Genomic DNA, 24,206 nt, shown 5'->3' on the forward strand with positions numbered 1-24,206 from the left:
AACCCCGTAACGCAACTTTATTGAACGGTTTACTGAATCGCCTTGGAAATCCGTTCAATTGCGGCCTTGAGCGTGTCCAAACCGGTGGCGTAGGACAGGCGCATATGACCCGGTGTACCGAAGGCTGAGCCCGGCACCAGCGCAACACCGGCCTTCTCCAGCAGGTACTCGCCAAGCTGGATGTCGTTGTCGACACCATCCAGCGCCGCGATCACACCGGAGAAGTCCGGGAACGCGTAGAAGGTGCCATCAGATGGCAGGCAGCTGACGCCAGGCAGTGCATTGAGCGCTTCAACCACGTAATCGTGGCGTTGCTTGAAGGCGACGACCATCTCACCCACACAGCTCTGATCACCATTCAGCGCAGCAACCGCAGCAGCCTGCGAAATAGAGGCCGGGTTGGAGGTGCTCTGCGACTGGATCTTGCTCATCGCCTTGATCACGTCGGCCGGACCTGCGGCATAGCCAATACGCCAGCCGGTCATCGAGTAAGCCTTGGACACACCGTTGAGCACGAAGGTGCGCTCATACAGGTCCGGAGCCACGGTCACGATGTTGTTGAAACCTTCATCGGTCCACAGGATGTGCTCGTACATGTCATCGGTGGCGATGTAGATCTGCGGGTGCTTGCGCAGCACCTCGGCCAGGGCGGCAAACTCGGCCTTGGTGTAGGCCTTGCCACTGGGATTGGACGGGCTGTTCAACACCAGCAGTTTGGTCTTGGGCGTAATCGCCGCTTCCAGCTGCTGCGCGGTGATTTTCAGATCGGTCGCGGTACTGGTTTCCAGCACCACCGGCGTGCCATTGGCCACCAGCACCATGTCCGGGTACGACACCCAGTACGGCGCCGGAATGATCACTTCATCGCCGGCATTGAGCATGGCCAGAGCCAGATTGAAAAAGCTCTGCTTGCCACCACAGGACACCAGAATTTGGTCCGCGCTGTAGTCTAGGCCATTGTCACGCTTGAACTTATTGATGACCGCCTGCTTGAGTTCGGGGGTGCCACCCACCGGCGTATACTTGGTCTTTCCGTTGCTGATCGCCTCGATGGCGGCCTTTTTGATGTGCTCCGGCGTGTCGAAATCCGGTTCACCGGCGCCCAGACCAATGACATCATGGCCTGCTGCGCGCAATTCGGCGGCGCGGGCAGTGACGGCGAGAGTTGGGGAGGGTTTGATGCGCTGAACGCGCTGGGAAAGAACGCTGCTCACGGGCTGCTCATTAAGGAAAACGGAACCCGAAATCATACGGAAATCATGCCACTAACTCCACTCGACAACCCGTTTGAACTGGCCGCCGACTGGGCGCCGGCAGGTGATCAGCCGAAGGCGATCGACGCCCTGTGTGAGGGCTTGCACGATGGCCTGAGCCATCAGACCCTGCTCGGTGTCACCGGCTCGGGCAAAACCTTCTCCATCGCCAATGTGATCGCCCGCGAGCAGCGCCCCACCCTGGTGCTGGCACCGAACAAAACCCTGGCTGGCCAGCTTTACGGCGAATTCCGCGAATTCTTCCCCAATAACGCGGTTGAGTACTTCGTGTCGTACTACGACTACTACCAGCCCGAAGCCTATGTTCCTTCGTCCGACACTTATATAGAGAAGGATTCGTCGGTCAACGAGCACATCGAACAGATGCGCCTGTCGGCCACCAAAGCGATCCTGTCGCGGCGCGACACCATCATCGTCGCTTCGGTTTCGGCCATCTATGGTCTGGGCGATCCGGAAAGCTATTTCCAGATGGTCATGCACTTCGTCAAAGGTGACCGTCTCAATCAGCGCGACCTGCTACGCCAGCTGGCCGATCTGCAGTACACCCGCAACGACATGGCCTTCTCACGCGGCAGCTTCCGCGTGCGTGGCGACGTCATCGATATCTTTCCGGCCGAATCGGATGCCGAAGCCGTGCGCCTGGAACTGTTCGACGATGAGATCGAGGGCATCACCCTGTTTGACCCGCTGACCGGCCAGGTCAACCAGAAGGTCCCGCGCTACACGATTTTCCCCAAGACCCACTATGTGACGTCGCGTCAGCGCCAGCTCGACATGGTTGATGCCATCAAGGATGAGTTGCGCGATCGGCTCGCCCAGTTTCGCCACGACGGCAAGCTGCTAGAGGCCCAGCGCCTGGAGCAGCGCACCCTGTTCGACCTGGAAATGATTCAGGAGCTGGGTTACTGCAACGGCATCGAAAATTATTCGCGCTATCTGTCGGGCCGTGCGCAGGGCGAACCGCCACCGTGTCTGTTCGACTATCTGCCCGCCGATGCCTTGCTGGTCATTGACGAATCGCATGTCACCGTGCCGCAGTTGGGCGCCATGTACAAAGGTGACCGCTCGCGCAAGGAAACCCTGGTGCAATACGGCTTTCGCCTGCCCTCGGCGCTGGACAACCGTCCGCTGCGCTTCGAGGAATTCGAGCGCCTGGCCCCGCAAACCGTGTTCGTTTCGGCCACTCCGGGGCCCTACGAAGCCGGCCATGCCGGCGCGGTGGTCGAACAGGTGGTGCGCCCCACCGGCCTGATCGACCCGGAGGTGGAGATTCGCCCGGTCGGCAATCAGGTCGACGATTTGCTTGGCGAGATTCGCGAGCGCAGCCAGCTCAAAGAACGTGTGCTGGTCACCACGCTGACCAAGCGCATGGCCGAAGACCTGACGGAATACCTGCATGACAACGGCGTGCGGGTGCGTTATCTGCACTCGGATGTCGACACGGTGGAACGTGCGGAAATCATTCGCGATCTACGCATCGGCACGTTCGATGTGCTGATCGGCATCAACCTGCTGCGTGAGGGTCTGGATATTCCGGAGGTCTCACTGGTGGCCATTCTCGACGCCGACAAGGAAGGCTTCCTGCGTTCGGAACGCTCGCTGATCCAGACCATCGGCCGCGCCGCCCGCAACCTCAAAGGCAAGGCGATTCTCTACGCCGACGAAGTTACCGGTTCGATGCGCAGCGCACTGGACGAAACCGACCGCCGCCGCAGCAAGCAGATTGAGCACAACCAGGCCCATGGCATCACCCCGCAGGGCATCCGTAAAGCAGTGATGGATGTGATGCACGCCGGTTACGAGGATTTGCGCGCGCAACCGGCCGCCCGGGTTGCCGATGATGCCCCGGACTACCGCCGCATGCCGCCGCAAAAACTGGCCAAACATCTCAAGCTGCTGGAACAGCAAATGCATGAAGCGGCGCAGAATCTGGAGTTTGAGCAGGCCGCGGCCAAACGCGACGAAATCAAGCGCATTCGCGAGATGACCCTGGAACTGGACCAGGCCTGACGCGCAGGCCATGCTAGTCGCCCGGATGCGAATCCTGCTGCGCCCCGTGCCTTACAACTCAGGATCTGTGTATGACGCTGCCCCAGTGGCTGGGTGATTTTGTCCCCCTGCTGATCAATCTTGGCCTGGTTACCCTGCTGCTGGGTGCCCTGCACATGTGGATGCACCGGCATCAGCCGGCCGACCCGGATGCACACCTGCCACGCCAGATGATGGTGCTGGGCGCCTGGGCACTGGCCCTTTTGCTGACCATCCTGGCGCTGCCCATTTCCGACACCACACGCGGTCAGGTGCTCAGTCTGATCGGCGTGGTCATCACCGCCCTGATCGCGCTGTCATCCACCACCCTGGTGGCCAACATGATGGCCGGGTTGCTGCTGCGCATCGTCAACAGTTTCCGCCCCGGTGATTTCATCCGCGTGGGCGAGCATTTCGGACGCGTCTCGGAACGCGGCCTGTTCCACACCGAAATGCAGACCGAAGACCGCGATCTGATGACCCTGCCGAACATGCACCTGATCACCAATCCGGTGACGGTGGTGCACGACACCGGCACCATCATCTCGGCCACGGTGTCGCTGGGCTACGACGTGCACCGCAAACAGATCGAAAAACTGCTCAAGCAGGCCGCCGCCGACGCAGAACTGAATGACGCGTTCGTGCAGATTCTGGAGCTGGGCGATTTTTCAGTGCTGTATCGCATCGCCGGACGCCTGGATGACGTGAGCAGCCTGATCACCGCGCGCTCACGCCTGCGCGCCTGCATGCTCGACACCCTGCACGACGCGGGGGTGGAAATTGTCTCGCCCACATTCATGAACCAGCGGCCGCAGACAGATGGCCAGAAAGCCATCCCGCGGCCCGAACGCAAGACCCTGCTGGCCGATGAAGAGGAACCGCAGACCAAGGTCGAGGACATGGTGTTCGATAAGGCCGAACAGGCCAGCCAGGAAACCCAGCGGCGCAAGCGCATCGACGAGATCAAGCAAAGCCTGAGTCAGATGACGGAGGCGCAGAAAGACTCGCCGGAACGCCGCGCCCTGGAACAGGAACTCAACAGCTTGCTGGCCGAAGAGGAACAGGCCAACGCGCAGGACAAATCGGCCCAGCCCGCCAGCTAAAGCCCCATGTAACGGCCGGGCTTGTGATTCATCGCCAGCACCAGCCCGGCCACCACCGCGCCAAGCACCGAATAGCCCAGCTGGGTGGGCGCCAGCACGAACAGTGAACCGAACAGGATCGACATGTCGATGGCGATCTGCACCTTACCGGCGCTGATTTGATGTTTGTCCTGCATGTACACGGCGAGAATGTTGACCCCGCCCACACTGGCCCCGTGGCGCACAAAGGCCAGCGCCCCCATGCCGATAAGCAGACCACCACCGATGGCCGAGTAGACCGGAGCAATCGCCTCGATGCGCAGCAGTAGCGGCATCACATGGATGTGCACGCTGATCAGCAACACCGCCAGCGTCGATTTGAGCGCGAAACGCATTCCCATACGCCACAACGCGAGCACGAAAAACGGCAGGTTGGCGACAAAGAACATCGCGCCGATGCTCCAGCCGGTCAGGTAGTGGAGCAGAAACGACAGCCCCGCCGTGCCACCGGTCATCTGACCGTTGGCCTGGAGCAGAACAATACCCAGCGCCACCAGATTGGTACCCAGGATGAAACCCTGAATGTCATCCAGCCAGCTGTGAGGCGTGGGCTGCGCGCGCAGCCCGGCAGAACTATTCATAACAGCACAATGCTTGAGGGATGCTGTCTCAAGCAATAATCCGGCCAGTTCCACCTGAGCGTACCGGCTAGCGCGCAACCTCCACCGGCGACACCGCACTGGCCTCATTGCCCCAGGCATTACGCACATAGGTCAGCACGGCAGCCATGTCCTCGGCACTGAGCTGATGGGCGAACGGCGGCATACCAAAGGGATAAGGCCGGCCCTGCGTGCTGGGCGGGTAACCACCAAACTTGAGGCTGCGGATGGCATTGCCCGGTGTCGCGCTCAACACCGCATCATTGCCCCGCAATGCAGGGAAAACCAGCGCCTCGCCCTGCCCGTCCGGACCATGGCAATCGGCACAGTGCTGCTCGTACAGTTGCGCCCCCTGGGTCATCTGGCGGCTCTTCAACGGTGCGCTCACGGCCAGCGACTGCACTGTGGTCGGGGCCACTTCCGGCAGACTGTCCAGATAGCTGACCATGGCCTGGATATCGGCATCGCTCAGATGCTGCAGGCTGTCCTTGACCACCTGCGCCATGGGCCCGCTGGCGACCCGATGCGCCGCGCTGCCGTGTTTGAGCACCGCGGCCAGATCCGCGCGCTGCTCGGCGTCGCGGCTGCGTGCCAAAGGTGGTGCGTACCACGCTCTGTCGGGAAGCAGGCTACCGGCAAAGGCGCGCGTGGGTTGCAGTCCGCCCAGGGCATTGCGACTGCCGTGACAGGCACTGCAATGGCCCAGGCCCTCGACCAAGTAACGCCCTCGATTCCAGGCCGCATCCTGCGATTGATCCTCGCTGTACGGCTGGGCATCGAAATACAGCCAGCGCCACACCCGAAGGGCCAGTTGCGTATTGAACGGGAAGCGTAACTGATGTGGCGGTGGCGCCTGTGTAACCGCGGGCACGCTGCGCAGATAGCTCCACATGGCATCGCTGTCAGCCCGCGTCAGCATGCTGTAGTGGGTGTACGGAAACGCCGGATAGAGCAAACGTCCATCCCGGCTGACCCCTTGTGTCAGTGCACGCCAGAACTCATCCGCAGACCACTCGCCCAGACCGGTCTTGCGATCAGCGGTGAGGTTGCTGCTGTAGACCGCTCCGAACGGCGTATCGATGGCCCGCCCGCCGCTTAACGGCGCCCCGCCCTGTGCGGTATGACAGCCGGCACAGTTGCCGGCACGGACCAGATAGGCGCCGTGCTGAAGCTGCTCATCCGCGCTCTCGGCCATACGCGTGGCTGGCTCATCCGAACTCTGGGCAAAGCAACGCAAGGGCAACTCATGATCGTTCGCCGGCGCCGGCCGATCGTGGCTGCTGGCCGGACGGCTGGCCAGCCACTGGGCCACCTCGGTGATCTGCTGCGCACTCATGCGCCGCGCAATCTCGCCCATGCAATCCGGCTCATCGGCACGGCGTACACCTTCACGCCAAGCCCCGAGCTGGGCCGTGATGTATTCCGCGTCCAGCCCGGTCAAGCCGGGTATTGCAGGCAGCACGCCGTGCAGATCCTGACCATGGCAGTCGACACAGGCCGGCAGCTGAGCCGCTTCTTCGCCCTGCTCCACCAGTCGCTGCGCCGCGGCCATGCGCTGCGGCGCCAAAGCCGGGCCCGCGGGGGCAACACGCGGGCTTTGCTGGGCGTAATAGCGCGCCATGTGCCACAGGTAGTCGTCGCTCAGCGGCGCCAGCAAACCCGCCATGACGCGGTGCTCACGTCGACCATCGCGAAAATGCTGCAGCTGGTTGAACAGATAGTGCGCCGGCTTGCCCGCAATGGACGGGTAATACGCTTCGGTTTGCGAACGCCCTTGCTCACCATGACAGGCCGCGCACGGCTCAAGGCGCTCGTCCATGCGCTCCAGCGCGTGCAGTGATGGACTGAGCATGACCAGCAGCACGGCGATGAACCGTATTGAAACCAGGGTGCGCACTCGATTGCCTTCGTTCTTCAAATGATCCACACCAGCATGCCGCAATGCGGCGTCGCGTGGTGTCATCAGCTCGGTTAGATTTTTGTGTAACAGATGATCGTCTGTAACAGGTTTTCCGGCACAAGCTGCATCTTCACCCGAGTCCGCGCGAGGCGCAGGCTGTAGGCTCCCTTATGCCAGAGACGCGCATGACATCGCCCCCACCACCATCCCAACGCCCCTCCCTGTGGGAAGTGACCCGCAGCGTTGCCGCCGCATTCTTCGGCGTGCAAAGCTCGCGCCAGCGCAAACGCGACTTCACCCACGGCAACCCTTTGCATTATCTGATCGTGGGCCTGCTGATGACCCTGCTGGTGTCGGGCCTGTTCTGGGCCGCAGTTAAGCTGGCCTTGCGCTACGCGGCCTGAGTGCCGGCCAGCTCCGCAGCTTGCTGGCCCAGCCATTTCAGCGCCCGATTGATCCGTCGGTCCTCGGGATGCCCATAGTTCAGCCGCAATGCATGTGAAAAATCTTCACGCGCACAGAAAATCGCACCCGGCGCAACGCTGATGTTGTGGGCCAGTGCGCGCTGGTGCAGCACCAGCGTATCGACCGTGCGTGGCAGCTCCAGCCAGGCAAAATAGCCGCCCTGAGGCACGGTAACCCGTGTGCCCTCGGGGAAAAAGTCACGCACCGCCTCAAGCAAGGCGTCACGACCGTCCTGCAAAGCCGCACGAAACGTTTTGAGATGACGGTCGTAATCCGCTTCGTCCAGGTAATCCTCCAACGCCACCTGCGGCGGCAACGCGGTGCTCAGCGTCGTACCCAGCTTGAGCTGCTGTACGACATCGGCGTAGCGGCCGGCGGCCGCCCAGCCGACCCGATATCCCGGCGCCAGACACTTGGAAAACGAACTGCAGTGCAGCACACCGCCCTCACGATCAAAGGCCTTGGCCGGGCGTGGACGATGGCCATCGAAATAAATTTCGCCGTACACATCGTCTTCGATCAAGGGCACGTTGTGCGCGGCCAGCAAACGCACCAGGGCCTGCTTGTTGGCATCGCTCATACACGCACCGGTGGGATTCTGAAAATTTGTCATCAGCCAGCAGGCCGCCGGTTGCTGACGTTGCAATACATTTTCCAGCGCCTGCAGATCCACCCCGCCGGCCGGGTCGGTGGCAACTTCCAGCGCACGCAAACCGAGGCGCTGTATGGTCTGCAGGGCGGCATAGAAGGTTGGCGATTCGATCACCACGCTATCCCCGGGCCGGGTAACCGCCTGCAGGCATAGATTCAGGCCTTCCAGCGCGCCGTCAGTCACGATCAGCTCCTGCGCATCCAGCGCAATGCCACTGATCTGGTAACGCAGGGCCAACTGCTGACGCAGGCGTGCGCTGCCCGGCGTCAGATCGGTCACCGCGCGCCATGGATCAAGACGCTTCATGGCCCGGTTCATGGAGCGCGCCAGGCGTGCCATCGGAAACAAGGTGGGGCTGGGAAACGCTGAGCCCAAAGGAATCACCTCGGGCGTTTTCGAGGCATACAGAATGTCGTGAATGAAGTCGCCCTTGTGCACGGGCGTGGCCCGTGCCACCGGCCGTGAGGGCTGCGGCTGCGGCAACGGTGCCGGCACGCGCTGAGCCACGAAGAATCCCGAACGTGGGCGGGCCACAATCAAGCCGCGGGCCTCCAGACGGTGATAAGCCTTGAGTACGGTTACCGGACTGAGCCCCCGCTGGGCACCCAATTCGCGCACCGATGGCAGGCGTTGACCCGGCGCCAGTTCGCCCCCATATATCAAACGCGCGATATCGTCGGCATATTCCTTGTACTTCACGCGAGCATCTACTTTTCGGTCTGCGGATCGGGTAGTGTCGCACCCCATTCAACACCCAACTGGGGTTCTGACTTTTTTGTGTCCCTTGCGGGCACCTCAGGAGCTTTGATCATGGCAGCAAGACCAGACATCGTCATTTCCAGCCTCGACGCTGACCGCCTGGAGGCTGTGCTGTATAGCAACAGTGGCAAAACCCTGCCCGGTCGCGACGATCTGCTGGCCGAGCTGGAGCGTGCCGAGATCGTCACCCCCGAGCAGATTCCGCCCAATGTGGTGACCATGAATTCCAAGGTGCGCTTCAAGGCCGACGCCACCGGGGCGACCTTCTGCTACACCCTGGTGTATCCGGACAAAGTCGACGACAGCGGTGAAACCTTGTCGATCCTGGCCCCCATCGGCAGCGCGCTGCTGGGGCTGGCCGAAGGCGAAAGCATTGAGTGGCCGAGCCCCGACGGGCGCACGCTGAGCGTCACCATCGACGAAATTCTTTACCAGCCGGAACGCGCCGGCGATCTGCATCGCTAAGCCCGCTTAATCGCGCGCATCATCCGCATCGCGATAGGACGGCAAGCGCCAGGTCCAGCGCAAGGCGGCGACACGTAGGCCAAACACCAGGCTGCCGGCCAACAGGGCCGGCACCACGCCACTGAGGCCTTGATCGATCAGCACGATGTAGAACAGCGCCCCGGCCCATGCAGCCGTCGCATACAACGGCCCCTGGAAGACCAGGGGTTCTTCGTTGCACAGGATGTCGCGCAGAATGCCGCCCATCACGCCGGTCACCACCCCTAGAAAGGATGCTGTCAGCCAGGCGGCTTCCATGTTCAGGGCAACTCGCGTTCCCACCACCGTAAACAGTGCCAGCCCGAGCGCGTCGGAAATCAGGAACATGCGCAGGGGCATGCGCCAACGCCTGGCGATGAAAAACATCAGCAAGGCCGCACCCAGCGCTGTCAGCAGGTAGGTCTGGTCGCGCACCCAGAAAACCGGGCGATCGAGCAGCATGTCGCGCAGCGAACCACCGCCCAAGGCCGCGCTGACCGCCACCACCAGCATGCCGAACAGATCAAAGCGCTTGCGACCGGCTTCAATCACCGCGGCCGCCGCCATACTGGCCACCGCAGCCTGGCTCAGCCAGTACATCAGTTCGGACAAGATCGGCATGCGCGCACCATAGGCAGGAAAACCAACCCGGTATTATCCGCCTTTGAGACGCCGATGTTGAGGCCCTGGGCATTGCCCGGCATGCGATTCTGACGTACAAAGGCGATCCTGCACGCAGATCAAAACTATGCGACGACATGAGTCGTCCATGCGGCAGTTTTCCGGGAGACAACATGAACGACAGCAACACCGCACGCACCCGCGGCGGCCTGCGCTGGGGACCATTTACCCTGCGCATCCCCTTTGTCCATGCACGCTGGTACTGGTCCGAAGGCCTGCAGGGCACCATGGTGGCGGCCGCCACTGGTCTGGCGCTGGTGCCGGTGATGATGGGCTATTTCGGCTTGAGCTTTGAGCAGGCCGTGGCCGCCTCGTTCATTCACTCCATCCTGATTTCGTCCGCCGTGTTCGTATTTGGCGAACCCTATGCTCCAGGCTGGATTACCCCGGCGCTGCCATTGGTTTTGACCTTCGTCATCGGTGGCTTCGAAAGCCCGCATGATCGTTTTCAGGCGATGACCGCACTGTCCCTGGACTTCGCCCTGATCGTGGTTCTACTGGGCATCACCGGCCTGGGCACACGCTTCATGCAATGGTTACCCCCGGCATTGAAGGGCGGCATTATCCTCGGCGCGGCCATCGCTGCACTCAAGCGCGTGTTTGTTGATGATGCCGACAAATACCTGCTGGCCCAGCCGATCAGCACCACCCTGGCCTGCGCGGTGTGCCTGCTGCTGGCCTTCTCCCTGCCCCTGCAGCGGCTGCGCGAAACCAACAAAGCGGTTGGCCTGCTCGCGGCGCTGGGCCTGCTGCCAGGCTTTTTGCTCGCGGCCGTTATCGGACCGCTGGTCGGCGAGATCGACTACGACATCCAGTGGGGTTTTCTGCTGCCACCCGTCGGCGAGGTGTGGGCCATCGCCTCACCCTGGGCCATAGGCTGGCCCGATGCCGCGCTGATGCTCAAATGCCTGCCGCTGGCGTTGGTCGCCTACATCATCCTGTTCGGTGATCTCGTCACCGGCAACGAGGTGCTGCGTCAGGCGGCGGACAATCGGCCGGACGACCCACCGGACATCAACCCCAGCCGCTCACATCTGTCGGTTGGCATCCGCAACGCCCTGATGGCCATCAGCGCACCGTTTTTCCCCACCCAGGGCAGCCTGTGGACCGGGGTCCACGTCATCGTGGTACAGCGCTGGAAGCGCGGCGGCGAAGCCATGGACCATCTGTTCTCCGGGCTGGGCAGCTACTACGTCATGTGTCTGCCGTTCATGTTTTTCCTGTTGCCCATGCTGACCGGGCTGAAGCCGCTGATGGGCATTGCCCTGTCGCTGACCCTGGTATTAACCGGCTTTGCCTGTGCCTATGTGGCCATGGCGATTCCGCGCGATGCCACAGAGCGTGGCGTGGTCCTGCTCACCGGCATGGCTCTGGCTCTGTTTGAACCGTGGCAAGGTCTGTTGATCGGCGTCATCGCAACCCTGACCCTGGTCGGGCTAAACCCGCCGCTGGGCGATGCCGCCGCCGCAAAATCTGGCGACACCTCGTGAACTGACGGGCGAGTGCACGCCCGGCACAGCTTGCCATTAAATCGCCAATTGACCGATACTCATGCGGATATGAGCCAGCTGTATTCGCATAACCGGATAGCACCGCCGCGACGTCGTATGCACGTCGTGGCCTCGTTGTTGCTGCTGGTTCTGGCTCAGACCAGCGCGTTACTGCACGCAGAAGTCCATGCTTTCCACGATGCTGGCGAGCTGTGCACCATTTTCCACAATGTGGAAAAACAGCCGACACTGTTCTCAAGCAGTGGTGTCTGTGCCATCGCCTCGCCTCATACCTGTGAACCGCCGGCCCTTGGGGCCTCCCAGGTCAGTGCAGCAGCCGCTCATGCTTTTCAGGCCCGCGCGCCTCCTCAATTCTGGTTTCAAACACAGTCCTGATCCCTGATCGCTCGACCCTGACGGCCTGAGTTTCGTCTTGGTGTGGCTTCCTAAGCCCGTTCCTGCTCATTGGGATTATCCAAGTTTTGCAGCATCTGCGATGCCGCCGTGAACCGTCCATTTGTGGGCTTTCGGCGGTGTCCGCGAAGCTGTCGCATCTTACGAGTTTGACCATGAATTCCACGTCCAAAATCCTTTTTTCCTCCGTCGTTGTCGCACAGGCCCTTTTTATCAGTGCTTGCGATGACTCCAGCAGTTCCAGCTCGGGCGAGCCGAGCGTGATCGACCTGGGCATGCCTGACGAACTGCATTTGAGCCTGATCGACGCAAGCACTGGTGCGTACTACGGCTATGACACCAGCAGTCTGATCCTGACCGATCTCAATCAGGAAGCCGCCAGCAGCCAGGACAGCGGCGTCCAGAAGCTCGAGATCACCGACACCTCAACCATCGGTCAATTCCTGCACTGGCCCGATGTGTATGAAGACGAAGGCGAAGATCATCTGGACATGAAGTACCTGCTCATGCTCCCGGAATACGTCAGCGGCGATACGGTCGACGCCAGCGTGTTCAGCAAACTGGTGCATTTCCATGGCGATGATCTGGCCGCACACACCGCCGACGAGTTTGAAAACCCGGAAGCGGGTAGCAATGTCGAAGCTGCGTTTGCTCGACTCAACGACCATGTGGCTGATCAAAACGCCCTGTATAACGAAGTGGCCGAAGCCTTGCCTGCCGGCCAACAGTTGTGCCGCGCTTTTGTCGATCCCTATGTCGCGCTTGAACACGCACACGAGCACGACCACGCCAAGGCCGAAGAGGAACATGGCGAGCTTATGCATTTCGCACTGACCGACTCAGGCCGCGTTTACTTCTACCACGAAGAAACCGAAGGTCTCGAAGAAGCGCAGAACTTCGTCAAGCTGGACAACGTCAGCAGCATTCTGGACTGCGAGCGCACCACAGTGGCTCGCGCCAGCGACGACGGCATCCTGATTTTTGTGCCGGATACGCAAACCATTTACCTGGTTGATTCTCACGGCAGCGACTACCACCAGCACTCCGCTTGGGACATCGCCGCCCTGTTGCCGACTGGCGTGCGCGCGGACCTTGTGGCCATCCTCGGCGCCGGCGAGGCGCATGACCACGATCACGACGATCACGAGCATTAATAAAGCCTGACATCGCCCCGGACATCACTGCAGTCCGGGGCGATCGGAGCATTCCATGCGTCATATGATTCTCACGGCCGCGTGCTGCTTGGCGCTGCCGCTGGCCAGCGCTGCGCAAACCGAGCTGGCCCCGATTACCGTCACCCAGCCCCCGGCCGAGAACCAAAACAGTGACACCACGGATCTCGGCAAGGACGCTGCCAACGCCACGCTCGGCGGCTATCTGGACAACATGCCCAACGTCGATTCGGCCAGCTACGGCGAAGCGGTTGGCCGCCCGGTGGTGCGTGGTATGAGCGGTTACCGCATCAAAATCCTGCACAACGACAACGAGGTTTCCGACCTCTCCGCCATGAGCCAGGATCATGCGGTTGCGGTCGCACCGCGCGCGTCCGAACGCATTGAACTGCTCAAAGGCCCGGCCTCCCTGCTTTACGCGGCTCGGGCCGGTGGCGTGGTGCGCATTCGCGACGTGCTGGACAATCCATTTCTGGCCTCCGGATGGCGCGGTCAGGTGGCGGGCGATCTGCGTGCCTCACCCAGCAGCCACAATCTGGACACCCGGCTGACGTGGTCGGATGACACCTGGGCCTGGCATGTTGGCGGGCTGACACAGGATGCCCAGGCCTACGAATCCGGCCGTGGTGAACGCATTGCCGACTCCGACTTGAGCACCGATCAGATTCAACTGGCGGCAGGCTGGAGACCGGGCTCGCGCAGCGAATGGCTGCTCAGCACCACCCAACTGGAAAAAGACTACGGCATACCCAACGACACGCCGGAAGCTACGCGCATTAACATGCAGCGCGAAGATTACAGTCTCAAATTTCGCTACGACCCAGCCCCCATCTGGTTGGACAGAATCAATGTAGATGCTCACTACAGTGACTATCTGCATGACGAAACGGAAGGCGGCCGTAAGGACGGCCTGTTCGGCCAGCAGCAGCAGCAAGCAGCGCTGCAACTGAGCTGGTCTGCCGCGCTGTGGAGCGGTGAAACACGTTTAAGCGCGAGCAATAGCGAGCTGCGCGTGTGTCATGAGCACGGCGCCTGCAACGATTTCTCACGCGCTCCGCGCAGCGGTGCTCCGCTGGGCGAATCAATCCTGCAGTACATCGAAAGCACTGGCCTGCCCTACAGCCATGGTCACCCCATGCCAGACACGCAAAGCCTGTTGTGGCAGCTGTCCAATGTGGCGGACCGACCGCTGGGGGCGGACTACCGCATCAGCGTTGGCCTGCACACACAATGGCGCGAACTGAAACCGGATGCCAATAACATCCAGGAACAATGGGTCTATCCCGAGCAGCTGGATGCCGGCTACTACGACACGCGTCGCGAGGACGCCTGGAGCGTGTCGCTCGGACTGCGGCGCGAGCCATTGAACACCACACCACTGAGCTGGGAACTGAGCCTGAGCGCGTTGCAACGCCTGCCCAGTGTGGACGAGCTTTACTGGAACGGTTTTCACCACGCCACCGAAAGTTACATCTTCGGCACGCCACATCTGGACACCGAGCGTAGCCTCAATCTGGACGCCGACTTCAGCTGGTCAAAACCACGGCATCGCTGGCAACTCTCGGGCTTTTTCTACCGCTTCCAGGATTACATCTTTCAGGATCAGGGCTACACCGACGAAGGCGCGGCTTTGAGCGATCCGTTCCACCTCAGCGACGTGTGGTTTACGCGTCAAAGTGATGCCCGATTCATCGGTGGCTCAGTGCGCTACGAGCACCATTCGCAGGCTCAGGCTGAACATACCTGGATGCTCTGGCTGCAAGCCGACGCGCTGCATGCGGAACAATCTGACGGCCGTCACCTGCCACGTACGGCACCGGCCAATATGAGCGCAGGTTTACGCTACGAGCACTCGGACTGGCTCGCAACAGCGAGCCTGAAACATGTCTTTGAAGCCCGCCATCTGGCCCCCAACGAAAGCGCCACAGACGCCTACAACTGGGTCAGTCTGTACCTCGAACACCGGTTGCAGCTGGGCCAGCAAGCGCTGGATCTGTGGCTCAAAGCAGATAATTTGTTCGATGCCTACGCTCAGAACCATCTGTCGGTTCTGAAAGACACGGCGCCCCTGCCCGGCCGTCAGGTCAGCGCCGGCGCCAGGTGGAAGTTTTAGCCACGAACTGAACGCGGAATAATCAGGCGCCCAATAAAAAGGCCCCACCTCAATGAGGTGGGGCCTGATCGCTAGACGCTAAAACCTGAGGGGCTTAGCCCTGCTCGGCCTTACGCGCCTTGGTTTCTTCGATCACGGCATCAGCCACGTTCTTCGGACACGGCAGATAGTGCGAGAACTCCATCGAGAACTGGCCACGGCCCGAGGTCATGGTGCGCAGATCGCCGATGTAACCGAACATTTCGGACAGCGGCACGTCAGCCTTGATGCGCACACCCGTGGCACCTGCTTCCTGCGACTTGATCATGCCGCGACGACGATTCAGGTCACCGATGCAATCACCCACGTGATCTTCAGGCGTGAACACGTCGACCTTCATGATCGGCTCGATCAGCTGCGGCGAACACTTCGGAATGGTCTGACGGTAAGCGCTCTTGGCCGCGATCTCGAAGGCAATAGCCGAGGAGTCAACCGCGTGGAAAGCACCGTCCATGAGCGTGACTTTGAAGTCCATCAGCGGGAAGCCGGCCAGGACACCTTCGTCCATCATCAGCTTGAAGCCCTTCTCGACGGCAGGCCAGAATTCACGCGGCACGTTACCGCCGGTGACCTTGGATTCGAAGACGTAGCCACTGCCCGGCTCACCCGGCTCGATCACGTAGTCGATCTTACCGAACTGACCGGAACCACCCGACTGCTTCTTGTGGGTGTAGGAATCTTCAACCGCCTGGGTGATGGTTTCACGGTAAGCCACCTGCGGCTTGCCAACTACCACTTCGACCTTGTGGGTACGACGCAGGATGTCGATCTTGACGTCCAGGTGAAGCTCACCCATGCCGCCGAGAATCGTTTCGCCCGAATCTTCGTCAGAACTGACGTAGAACGACGGATCTTCCTGCACCATCTTGCCCAGGGCCAGAGCCAGCTTCTCAGCGCCAGCCTTGTCCTTGGGTGCGATCGCCATGGAAATCACAGCGGCCGGGAACACCATCGGTTCCAGAGTTGCCGGATCCTTGGGATCACACAGCGTGTGACCGGTCTGGGTGTTCTTCATGCCCAGCACGGCAACGATGTCACCGGCCTGCGCACTGTCATGCTCGATACGATCGTTAGCGTGCATCTCGACGATACGACCAATACGCTCGGTCTTGCCGGTGAACGTGTTGAGCACGGTCATGCCCTTCTCGATACGGCCCGAGTAGATACGCACAAAGGTCAGCGCACCAAAACGGTCATCCATGATCTTGAAGGCCAGCGCACGCAGCGGGCGATCCGGGTCAACGATGGCGAGTTCGCCGGTTTCGTTACCTTCCAGGTCGACTTCCGGCTGCGGCTTGACTTCGGTCGGGCTAGGCAGGAAATCAACCACGGCATCCAGCATCAGCTGCATACCCTTGTTCTTGAACGCCGAACCACAATAGGTCGGGAAGAAGGCCATGGAGTTGGTGCCCTTGCGGATGCACTTTTTGATGTCATCAACGCTGGGTTCATTGCCTTCCAGGTACGCTTCCAGCAGATCGTCGTCCTGCTCGACAGCGGTTTCAATCAGCTTTTCACGCCATTCTTCGACATCGTCAGCCATATCGGCCGGTACGTCTTCGATGGTGTATTTCAGCGGATCGCCCGACGCATCCCAGATCCATGCTTTACGGGTCAACAGATCAACAACGCCAGAGAACTCATCTTCACGCCCGATCGGCAGCACCATCACCAGAGGTGTTGCGCCCAGCACGGTTTCGATCTGCTTGACCACGCGCATGAAATCAGCGCCCATGCGGTCGAGCTTGTTTACGAAGATGATGCGGGAGACTTCGGATTCGTTGGCATAACGCCAGTTGGTTTCCGACTGGGGCTCCACACCGCCGGAACCGCAGAACACACCGACACCGCCATCCAGCACCTTAAGCGAACGATACACTTCAACCGTGAAGTCCACGTGCCCGGGTGTGTCAATGATGTTCAGGCGATGGCCATTCCATTCACAGCTGGTCGCTGCGGACTGAATGGTGATGCCGCGCTCACGCTCCTGCTCCATGAAGTCGGTGGTGGCTTCACCATCATGCGTTTCACCGGTTTTGTGAATTTTGCCGGTGAGACTGAGGATGCGTTCAGTCGTTGTGGTTTTACCCGCGTCTACGTGGGCGAAAATACCGATATTTCGGTATTTGCTGAGGTCTGTCATGAGCTGAGGCACTTCTGCGTTGGGGCGGAGCGTCTCGCTCCGCTGAACTTAAGGAAAAACTCGACCATTATGCCATTTTTTTGCACTACGCTGCAGCATCTGTGCAGCCTGCCTGCACAGAAAAATGCGCCCTGCTCAGGGCGCCTCACCGCAGGCGACTGCTAAGCAGCTAACCCGTCGCGCGCACCTCAGCCTGAACATAAGCACCGGGTTGCCTGGGGCTGTCTTTCTCGAAATGCGCGCCCAATGCGTAATACAGCGTTTGCAGCAGCGGGATCAGCAGCCAGTCGGGCTGCTCAAAGCGAACTGCGATGAACAGTCCCCAAATGCTCAGCACCGTTCCCAGATACTGCGGGTTGCGAAATACCGAGAATGGAAACTGGCGGCACCACGCCACCTCATGACCGAAACGCACCCCGTAAAAAATGCCGACACGCCCCAGACGCCAGAATGTCATCAGGTTGAGCATCTGACCAACCAATATCAGCACGATGCCACCCGACAAAAACGGCCATGCCGCCAGCTGCGGCCATTGCCCCGCGGAAAACATGAATATCCAGGCTGCAAAGACCAGTATCTGAATCACCTTGAACAGATAAAACAAGCGTTCCAGACCGGCCACAGGGTCGGCGGCAAGTCGCCAACGCCGACAGCGCGAAGCAAACGCCCGCGGCCTGCGCCAAACGTAGATATAGGTCAGACGCTCAAAGCTGAGCACCACGGCGGCGGCAAAAAACGCCAAAAACAGACTGAAAGACATCGCTCATGTGCTCCGGGGCCATCACCCGCGCGGGAACGCGCTGCGAGCCCGATTGAATCGCCCCTAAGCGTCGGCCTTTGTCACAGCGGGGCTGTACCAATCGCTCATGTCGTCGTACATCTCACCACGGAGCAGATGCATGGGCGCCTTGTGGTAAATCTTGATGTCGTGAAAGGGGTCGGTGAGGATTTTGCAAGCCCAGACCAAGCCAGACTGCACACCCATCAAAAAGAACAGGTGCAGGGTGCGGAAAATCACTGCACCGATTCCAACGATCAACCACAGAATCGACGTGTTGTAGAGCAGCCCCCGGGCGGTTTCCTCCGGGCTGAAGAAACCAAAAAAATCAGGGCGCAAAGCCAATACCACAGGAACCGCTCCCCATACGCTGAGCAAAACCACTTTGCGCTGCAGGTTGTAGCCCACTTTCACGCTTTCCTTGAACTCATGCGTGGCCTTGTTGACGTCATCATAAGTCTTGGGCTCAAAGAAAAAATGCCCGATCTGACGCAGCACCATGGCCAGCATCCAACCCACCATGACCGCCAGCACCGGATTGATGAAAAGCAAGGCGTAGCTGGTCAGAAAGCAGCAGGCGCTGACCAGATGCAGCGCTTGGTTGATCCGGCTGTGGTGGTAGTAGCGATGGTCATCCCATCGTTGCTTTTGCAGTTCTTCAAAAAAATTCATAGGAAAGCCTCAGAGAGCATCTGGAGTGGTCGAACTGTCGCTGAGCAAAGGTTCGCCCATACGAATCACTACACCTGGCTCACGCCCGGGCAGCAGTTCAAAATTTTTGGTCGCAAACAGCACGATGGTGGAGCCGTGCTGGAAATAGCCGATCTCATCGCCTTTGCTGTACTGCTCCGAAATTGCAATGCGATTGGGCCCGGCGTAACTCAAATCCAGGGGCTCATCGAGCCCGTGAAACTGCATACTGGCAACTAAAATGGCCGCCACCGGGACCAGACACACACTGCCTGCAGTTGCCGTATCGACCAGCGGCACCACGGCCCGCTCATTGCGGCAATAGAGCTTTTCTATACGTTTGAGCGCGGGCGGATTAACGTTCCAGGTGTCACCTGAGACGTATTCGATCTGCTGGATCGTGCAATCCACCGGCGCATGAAAGCGGTGATACATGCTCGACTTCAGGCGTAAGGTCACATACACCCCGTCCTGGTATTTCTGCTGGATTTGCGGATCGGGTATCAGCTCATCCAGTTCATAGGGATAGCCTTTGGCTTGGAACACCGTACGCCCGCGAATCTCACCGCACTCGCCAATCACCGCGTCGCACGGGCTGATCAGAATGTTCGGGCGCGTATCAACAGGCCGCGCTCCAGGGCGTAAACGACGGATGAAACAAGCGCGCAAACTGTTGAACTGCTGTTGCTCAGCTTCATCCAGGCGCAGATCGTCCGCAAATCGTTGCCACAATGCGATCGAGACACGGGCGAGCCAGCGATTTTCGATGCGACTAAACCAGCCCATGAACCGTGTCAGGGCATGGCGTGGCAGGCGATTGGTCAGCAGAAAATTGAGCTGCTCCCATTGATCCAGCTTGCGAACGGAGCTGTTCATACCTGTGCCGCCGGTTGCGCGACATCACCAGTCTCGGCAGCAAGGCCAAGCTGCTCGAGAAACCTCTGCATGATCGGCTCAGCGGCGTAGTCACGCACGCGCACGCGCGCCGCCTCCGCCATATCGGCGTGACGTTGGCGTTGCTCAAAGTGCTCCACGATGGCCTGGACCATCGCGGCCTGGGTATCGACCAGATAACCATTGCGCCCGTGCTGGATAATGTCCTTGGGGCCCTTGCAGTCATAGCTGACCACAGGCATCCCTTGGGTGAAAGCTTCCAGGATCACATTGCCAAAGGTGTCGAAACGCGACGGAAATACAAACAGATCCAGCCCGGCATAAAGCTGAGCAATACGTTGACGATCAACCCAGCCCAGAAACAGTGCATCAGGACAGGCTTGCTTCAAAGCATCTTCATCCGGCCCCACACCGGCAATCACCAGGCGCAGATCAGGCACGCGGGCACGCGCCTGACGGTAGATGTCCGGCAACTCTAAAATGCCCTTTTCGCGACTCAAGCGGCAGGCCACAAACAGCACAGGCGTGGCCTGGTCAGCATCATCAAACAGGCTCGACTTGAGGGTGAGATCCCGAGGCTGTTGCTGATGATCCTCCACATGATGTGCAGTCAAATGAACACGAGATTCGGGTAGACCCATGGCCGCACTGGTCAACCAGTTCTTGTGGTCGGAATTGAGCACAAACACACCGTCGAACTGGTGATACAGGGCGCGCAGCAAGCGGCGTACACGGTCCTGCTCGTGCGCGTTCAACGACGTGGTGTGGCGGATGAAATCCAGCCAATCGGTGTGCATGAAGAAATACACCGGCACGTTGAACATGATTTTGAGAAACAAGGCCACAGCAACCATCGGACCTTCGGTCGAACAGATCACACGGTCATACCCGCCGCGATAGAACAGGCGCGCAATTTCCAGCACGTCCGGCACCCGAATCGGCTGCTGCTGATATTGCGGTAGGGCAAAATTCACCAACGGGCGGACCACATGCAGATGACGATCCGGCTCGGCATTTTCATGACAGATCAGGAAATCCAGCGCGTGATCCTGACGCTGAATTTCAGCCAGCTTGCCCGACAAGGAATGTGACACTCCATTGCGGTCACGCAAAGTGTCTGTCAGATACAGCCCTCGCCTCTGATGCTGGTTGCGCCCCAGATGCTCGGCAAAGGCGTTGAGAAAAGGCCGGTTCTTGTACAGCGCGTTGGCGCTGGCCAATTGCGCCCCCGCCAGCACCAGCATCATCAAGGTTGGAAAAGACAGGCTGTCCAGTACCTCACCAACATTGACGCCGCTGATGTTCTTACCGCGTGGCGAGCGCCCATAGGCCAAAGCTGACAACTGCAAGGGCAGTTCGAAGCTGCGTGTCAGTTGCTCAGCGCTCAGCTCTTCGATACGCAGCTGCCCGCGTTTTTCGAAGCATTTGTTCAAGCGCTTGATCGACAGGCGTGAAAGCTGGTGGAACAAAACCGCAATAGCGTCATCCACCGTCTGCTCAAACTCAGCCGGCGTGGTTTGGCGAGCTTGTGCGATACGCTCAAGCTCACGCACGCAGAACTGGTAATCCTGGGAAACATTCCACTTGAGCAAACGGCCAGGGCGCTTGCCATGTAAAGCATCATGAACAAGCCCGACAAAGCGCTTGGTTTTCTTGTGGTGCTTGATTTCCAGCAACAGATTGCCGATGGCAAGACAGGCCAGCTTGTCACTGGCCTCGCCGCGATGAAGCACCAGACGCAACAGCCCCGGATCCTTCATATGCGTGGTGATCTGCACGAAGTAGTCGAGCAATGCGGTGCTCAAGCGCTCGTTTTCCGCCACGCTGCCATAAGGCGAGACCTGGCCTGTTCGCAGCGCTTCCAGCGCCAGCTGGGACAAGGGCTCCGTGGCCCGGCGCCGATCCAGATCGGCAACGTACAGGCGGCTGCCACACTGGCCGGCGGTCAGCCCCATGTGATCGTCGGAACCACCGGTCAGCACCTTGGGCTTTTCCGGATCAACCCCGAAATCGGCTGGGTCAAGACCATGTGCACGCCGCCAGTCATCAAGCTGCTCTGGCTGCAGTGATTGCACCCAGTTGAGCGTCAGCACGCTTTGCCACAAGTCGCGCTGCCCATTGAGCACTTCGAAGCGCTGAAACATCAGTGCCAGTTTCTGGAACAGCACCAGATCGATATGTTCGTTGCGCGTGTAGAAATACAACGGATGAGGCAACACCAGAGGGATGTTTTCCTGCGCCGCAAAGCGAACAAATTCATAAACGTTGCCGCGCTTGGCCTGAAACGCGACTTCCTGGGCCGGCGTAAACCCGTAAGCCAGCACGTGCAGATACAGGTCGTATTCGGGAAACAGGCAGGTGAACTCGGCCGCCGACAGCACATCTTCGCCGCGCTCCATCAATTCCCAGCAAGACCGTGCGTTATTGTGGTTGGTCACGGTCACCACATCACAGCCGCTGCGTCGGAGTTGACGCACCAGGGACTTGGTTTTCAGCCAGGTTTCGGGCAGGCCGAGCAAACGTCCCCATAGTTCGTCCGGCACATCACTGTTGCGATCGTGACAATGCAGGTCAATACGCAGGCAGTCCTTATCGGCAAAGCGCAACTGCTCCGCGCTCAGAAAATGATCGAATTCGGCGCGTAGCTGATCGCGAAAGGAGTAACCGCCCGCACCCGGCCGCTGCGCAGTCATGACAGATCCCCATTGACCTGCGCAACCTGCTCCGGCGGGCGCATAGCGCGCAAAGCAAACTTGCTCCGCAGCACATCAAGCGCGAAGCGTCGAACAATCCAGCGGTTACTGAGATGCGCCCCTGGCCACCACCAACCGTCCTGATTCATACGCGTGGCCGCCGCAATCAAGCGACGGCCAATCTCGGCGAATTCCTCGTCGCTGTAGGCCAGGCTCATAATCAAACGCCCGGTACCGGTCCAACCCAGCTCCAGTCCGGCTTCGCGCAGATAGAACTGGAACATCCAGTTGTAGCGCGATGGCTGGGTATAAAGCACCGTGATCACGCTGTGCATGTTGGCCAGCTTGATCGGCAGACGCTGCTCGGCCAGCTGCTCATTCAGCGCGCTCACCCGGGCTTGCCAGAGCGCATCAGCAGCGGCATAGCACTGCCCCGCCTCATCCGACTGCGCGTAAGCCAAGAACGTCCGCATGCTGCTCATGACATATGGATGGGCGTTGAAGGTGCCGCGCGCAAAGCACACATTGGCCGGTTGTTCGGGCCGAAAACGCGCCATCAATGCATGGCGCCCACACAGCACACCTATGGGCAACCCCCCGCCCAAGGTTTTGCCGTAAGTGACCATGTCGGCCTGCACACCGAAGTATTCCTGAGCACCACGCAAGCCCAGGCGAAATCCCGTGAAGACCTCATCGAAGATCAGAACAATGCCGCGGCGCGTGCAAATGTCACGAATTTTCTTCAACCACACGGTGTAGCGTTCACGCTCAAAATCAGTGCTTCGACGACTGCTCAGCAATGTCGAGTCACCCGGCGCATCTCTGTTTGGGTGCATCGCCTGCATCGGGTTGATCAGTACGCAGGCGATGTCCTTGCGCGTGGCCAACACCGCCAGGGTCTTGTCGCTGAGGTCGGCCAAGGTGTACACATCATTCACCTTGCGTGAGTTGCCCACCCCGGGTTGCACCCCATCCCACCAGCCGTGGTAGGAACCGCACAGACGAACAAGATGGCTGCGCCGCGTGTGATATCTGGCCAATCGCACCGCCTGCATGACGGCTTCGGTGCCCGACATATGAAACGACACCTCATCCAGGCCCGAAATGCGTCGCAAGGCGGCCACGTTGTACTGGATGTCCGGATGGTAAGGACCGAGCACCGGCCCCAGGTCTTTGGCGCGCTCAAACCCCGCCGCCAGGCATTGCTTGTAGAACCCATATCCGAATACGTTTACGCCGTACGAACCCGACAGGTCGTAACGCCACTGGCCATCCAGATCACAGATCTGATTGCCGCGCGTTTCCTGCGCCAGGCTGCCGTAGCGCAAGGCTGCGGGCAGGCCATCGCGATAAGGAAACGGCACCCGATAGCGTGCCGTGAAGGCAACATCAGACACTTGCGATTCAAGCTCGCGGCTGGCGCGTAAAACGTGCGCCGAGCGCTCTGAAGCCCCGGCCTGAAGACGTTCTAACGCGGCGCGACGCTGCTGCGCGATCTCTTCAGGGGCATCATCGGTTTGAAAGAATGCATCTGAGCTGTAACGAAAATCCGGAACCAGCCGTGCAATGCGTCGACTCATACGCGCATGACCGCGAACTGAGGGATGTTTCGCAGCCGACAGGCGTAAGCGGATGATCACCCGGGGGATCAATACGATGGCGCCTACAGCAAGGGCCATCAACGTTATGTTGGCAGAGATAGCGCAAGTTCCTGATGTATCGGTACAACTGACCGCACATCACTAGCCTGCAAAACTTGCATGGCGAATTTATGACGATGCGCCGCACACCGCCTGC

Annotated in this window: 19 protein-coding genes; 8 read left to right on the top strand and 11 right to left on the bottom strand. The window is 60.0% G+C overall.

Translation table 11 applies throughout. The features are described from left to right. Window positions 1-29 precede the first annotated feature (29 nt). Entirely contained in the window at window positions 30-1,214 is a 1,185-nt protein-coding gene (locus ATO7_RS13995; protein ID WP_146680363.1) for a pyridoxal phosphate-dependent aminotransferase, read from the bottom strand. A 45-nt stretch (window positions 1,215-1,259) separates the two neighbouring features. Between ATO7_RS13995 and uvrB the strand changes: the two genes are divergently transcribed. Continuing rightward, window positions 1,260-3,284 (top strand): excinuclease ABC subunit UvrB, encoded by a 2,025-nt coding sequence (gene uvrB, locus ATO7_RS14000; RefSeq protein ID WP_083562700.1) that lies wholly within the window; start codon window positions 1,260-1,262, stop codon window positions 3,282-3,284. 71 nt (window positions 3,285-3,355) lie between these two features. Continuing rightward, on the top strand, window positions 3,356-4,405 hold the full coding sequence (locus ATO7_RS14005; protein ID WP_083562702.1) for a mechanosensitive ion channel family protein: 1,050 nt from the start codon (window positions 3,356-3,358) through the stop codon (window positions 4,403-4,405). Here ATO7_RS14005 and ATO7_RS14010 read toward each other — a convergent pair. Together ATO7_RS14010 and ATO7_RS14015 are read right to left on the bottom strand one after the other, a co-directional pair. After that, on the bottom strand, window positions 4,402-5,025 hold the full coding sequence (locus ATO7_RS14010; RefSeq protein WP_083562704.1) for a YitT family protein: 624 nt from the start codon (window positions 5,023-5,025) through the stop codon (window positions 4,402-4,404). The two genes, ATO7_RS14005 and ATO7_RS14010, sit on opposite strands and share 4 nt — an antisense overlap. A 67-nt stretch (window positions 5,026-5,092) precedes the next feature. Next, window positions 5,093-7,006 carry a c-type cytochrome gene (locus ATO7_RS14015; RefSeq protein ID WP_083562705.1) on the bottom strand — a complete coding sequence of 638 codons (1,914 nt, stop codon included), beginning with the start codon at window positions 7,004-7,006 and terminating at the stop codon, window positions 5,093-5,095. 122 nt (window positions 7,007-7,128) lie between these two features. Here ATO7_RS14015 and ATO7_RS14020 point away from each other — a divergent pair, with 122 nt between their 5' ends. Beyond that, on the top strand, window positions 7,129-7,347 hold the full coding sequence (locus ATO7_RS14020) for a DUF2970 domain-containing protein (protein WP_083562707.1): 219 nt from the start codon (window positions 7,129-7,131) through the stop codon (window positions 7,345-7,347). Here ATO7_RS14020 and ATO7_RS14025 read toward each other — a convergent pair. Further along, window positions 7,335-8,759 (bottom strand): aminotransferase-like domain-containing protein, encoded by a 1,425-nt coding sequence (locus tag ATO7_RS14025; RefSeq protein ID WP_206044932.1) that lies wholly within the window; start codon window positions 8,757-8,759, stop codon window positions 7,335-7,337. The two genes, ATO7_RS14020 and ATO7_RS14025, sit on opposite strands and share 13 nt — an antisense overlap. 111 nt (window positions 8,760-8,870) lie before the next feature. Here ATO7_RS14025 and rnk point away from each other — a divergent pair, with 111 nt between their 5' ends. Next, complete coding sequence (gene rnk / locus ATO7_RS14030; RefSeq protein WP_083562933.1) at window positions 8,871-9,284, top strand: nucleoside diphosphate kinase regulator; 414 nt, start codon at window positions 8,871-8,873, stop codon at window positions 9,282-9,284. A gap of 6 nt (window positions 9,285-9,290) precedes the next feature. Here the strand turns inward: rnk and ATO7_RS14035 are convergent, their stop codons facing one another. Further along, complete coding sequence (locus ATO7_RS14035; protein ID WP_083562710.1) at window positions 9,291-9,923, bottom strand: trimeric intracellular cation channel family protein; 633 nt, start codon at window positions 9,921-9,923, stop codon at window positions 9,291-9,293. Window positions 9,924-10,096: 173 nt separating this feature from the next. Here ATO7_RS14035 and ATO7_RS14040 point away from each other — a divergent pair, with 173 nt between their 5' ends. The 4 genes from ATO7_RS14040 (at window position 10,097) to ATO7_RS14055 (ending at window position 15,172) form a co-directional block, all read left to right on the top strand. After that, complete coding sequence (locus ATO7_RS14040) at window positions 10,097-11,473, top strand: hypothetical protein (RefSeq protein ID WP_083562934.1); 1,377 nt, start codon at window positions 10,097-10,099, stop codon at window positions 11,471-11,473. Between the two features lie 69 nt (window positions 11,474-11,542). Then, the gene (locus ATO7_RS14045) at window positions 11,543-11,869 is read left to right on the top strand and encodes a hypothetical protein (protein ID WP_146680364.1); all 327 of its coding nucleotides are present in this window, start codon (window positions 11,543-11,545) and stop codon (window positions 11,867-11,869) included. Window positions 11,870-12,042: 173 nt separating this feature from the next. After that, on the top strand, window positions 12,043-13,041 hold the full coding sequence (locus ATO7_RS14050) for a hypothetical protein (protein ID WP_083562717.1): 999 nt from the start codon (window positions 12,043-12,045) through the stop codon (window positions 13,039-13,041). A gap of 55 nt (window positions 13,042-13,096) precedes the next feature. After that, window positions 13,097-15,172, top strand: coding sequence for a TonB-dependent receptor (locus ATO7_RS14055; protein WP_083562719.1), 2,076 nt, complete (start codon window positions 13,097-13,099; stop codon window positions 15,170-15,172). Window positions 15,173-15,266: 94 nt separating this feature from the next. On the opposite strand, the gene fusA is transcribed toward ATO7_RS14055, so the two are convergent. The 6 genes from fusA to ATO7_RS14085 form a co-directional block, all read right to left on the bottom strand. Continuing rightward, window positions 15,267-17,354, bottom strand: coding sequence for an elongation factor G (gene fusA / locus ATO7_RS14060; protein ID WP_083562721.1), 2,088 nt, complete (start codon window positions 17,352-17,354; stop codon window positions 15,267-15,269). Between the two features lie 169 nt (window positions 17,355-17,523). Further along, window positions 17,524-18,114, bottom strand: coding sequence for a methyltransferase (locus tag ATO7_RS14065; protein WP_083562723.1), 591 nt, complete (start codon window positions 18,112-18,114; stop codon window positions 17,524-17,526). A 63-nt stretch (window positions 18,115-18,177) separates the two neighbouring features. Continuing rightward, a complete protein-coding gene (locus ATO7_RS14070; RefSeq protein WP_083562725.1) occupies window positions 18,178-18,804 on the bottom strand; it encodes an Mpo1-like protein in 627 nt (208 codons plus the stop codon). Window positions 18,805-18,813: 9 nt separating this feature from the next. Beyond that, window positions 18,814-19,698, bottom strand: a complete 885-nt coding sequence (asd, locus tag ATO7_RS14075; protein WP_083562727.1) for an archaetidylserine decarboxylase — start codon at window positions 19,696-19,698, stop codon at window positions 18,814-18,816. After that, a complete protein-coding gene (locus tag ATO7_RS14080) occupies window positions 19,695-22,409 on the bottom strand; it encodes a glycosyltransferase (protein ID WP_083562729.1) in 2,715 nt (904 codons plus the stop codon). Before ATO7_RS14080 ends, asd begins: the two co-directional genes overlap by 4 nt. Further along, window positions 22,406-24,088, bottom strand: a complete 1,683-nt coding sequence (locus tag ATO7_RS14085) for an aminotransferase class III-fold pyridoxal phosphate-dependent enzyme (protein WP_083562731.1) — start codon at window positions 24,086-24,088, stop codon at window positions 22,406-22,408. Before ATO7_RS14085 ends, ATO7_RS14080 begins: the two co-directional genes overlap by 4 nt. Window positions 24,089-24,206 lie beyond the last annotated feature (118 nt).

This window comes from Oceanococcus atlanticus (genome assembly GCF_002088235.1).
In the GTDB taxonomy this organism is placed as follows: Bacteria; Pseudomonadota; Gammaproteobacteria; order Nevskiales; family Oceanococcaceae; genus Oceanococcus; species Oceanococcus atlanticus.

Coding starts and splice junctions, on each gene's coding strand:
- ATO7_RS14050 (WP_083562717.1), top strand. CDS start 12,043: ATGAATTCCACGTCCAAAATCCTTTTTTCCTCCGTCGTTGTCGCACAG.
- asd (WP_083562727.1), bottom strand. CDS start 19,698: ATGAACAGCTCCGTTCGCAAGCTGGATCAATGGGAGCAGCTCAATTTT.
- rnk (WP_083562933.1), top strand. CDS start 8,871: ATGGCAGCAAGACCAGACATCGTCATTTCCAGCCTCGACGCTGACCGC.
- ATO7_RS14070 (WP_083562725.1), bottom strand. CDS start 18,804: ATGAATTTTTTTGAAGAACTGCAAAAGCAACGATGGGATGACCATCGC.
- ATO7_RS14055 (WP_083562719.1), top strand. CDS start 13,097: ATGCGTCATATGATTCTCACGGCCGCGTGCTGCTTGGCGCTGCCGCTG.
- ATO7_RS14040 (WP_083562934.1), top strand. CDS start 10,097: ATGAACGACAGCAACACCGCACGCACCCGCGGCGGCCTGCGCTGGGGA.
- ATO7_RS14010 (WP_083562704.1), bottom strand. CDS start 5,025: ATGAATAGTTCTGCCGGGCTGCGCGCGCAGCCCACGCCTCACAGCTGG.
- ATO7_RS14020 (WP_083562707.1), top strand. CDS start 7,129: ATGACATCGCCCCCACCACCATCCCAACGCCCCTCCCTGTGGGAAGTG.
- fusA (WP_083562721.1), bottom strand. CDS start 17,354: ATGACAGACCTCAGCAAATACCGAAATATCGGTATTTTCGCCCACGTA.
- uvrB (WP_083562700.1), top strand. CDS start 1,260: ATGCCACTAACTCCACTCGACAACCCGTTTGAACTGGCCGCCGACTGG.
- ATO7_RS14065 (WP_083562723.1), bottom strand. CDS start 18,114: ATGTCTTTCAGTCTGTTTTTGGCGTTTTTTGCCGCCGCCGTGGTGCTC.
- ATO7_RS14080 (WP_083562729.1), bottom strand. CDS start 22,409: ATGACTGCGCAGCGGCCGGGTGCGGGCGGTTACTCCTTTCGCGATCAG.
- ATO7_RS14005 (WP_083562702.1), top strand. CDS start 3,356: ATGACGCTGCCCCAGTGGCTGGGTGATTTTGTCCCCCTGCTGATCAAT.
- ATO7_RS14085 (WP_083562731.1), bottom strand. CDS start 24,088: ATGGCCCTTGCTGTAGGCGCCATCGTATTGATCCCCCGGGTGATCATC.
- ATO7_RS14015 (WP_083562705.1), bottom strand. CDS start 7,006: ATGACACCACGCGACGCCGCATTGCGGCATGCTGGTGTGGATCATTTG.
- ATO7_RS14045 (WP_146680364.1), top strand. CDS start 11,543: ATGAGCCAGCTGTATTCGCATAACCGGATAGCACCGCCGCGACGTCGT.
- ATO7_RS14035 (WP_083562710.1), bottom strand. CDS start 9,923: ATGCCGATCTTGTCCGAACTGATGTACTGGCTGAGCCAGGCTGCGGTG.